Raw genomic sequence first — 362 nt, forward strand, 5'->3', positions numbered from 1 at the left:
GGCTGGTAGTTATGATCGTTCAAGAAGTGATTCATTCTCCCCCCTTTTGTCAATCATACAACCAGCCATGTCAAATGATTTTTACTTTTCATGATCAAACGATTCATGCAGCTTTCCATCAGCCTTTCATTACCATTCATAAAAACCTAACTAAGAATGAGACTTATTATGATATTAATTTAATATCTTTCCCTGTATCATTATGTTCAAACTCCGGAATAATTTCTGTGATCATTTCATCTTTAAAAACTTGTATTAGCTGGTTTTTCTTTTGTTTGGCTATCTTTAATTGGCTAAAATTAGTAAAGAAAATATAAGATTGATTCTTACATTCCTGACCATTTTTAATGGTTGGGTTATGC

1 protein-coding gene is annotated in these 362 nt (G+C 31.5%); it reads right to left on the minus strand.

Annotated elements, in window-relative coordinates; all coding sequences use genetic code 11:
* Positions 1 to 166: 166 nt before the first annotated feature.
* Positions 167 to 362 (minus strand): hypothetical protein (locus KH400_RS22575; RefSeq protein ID WP_217228459.1); only part of this gene is annotated, 196 nt, incomplete at its 5' end.

The sequence above is a fragment of the Desertibacillus haloalkaliphilus genome (assembly GCF_019039105.1).
Classification (GTDB): Bacteria; Bacillota; Bacilli; order Bacillales; family KJ1-10-99; genus Desertibacillus; species Desertibacillus haloalkaliphilus.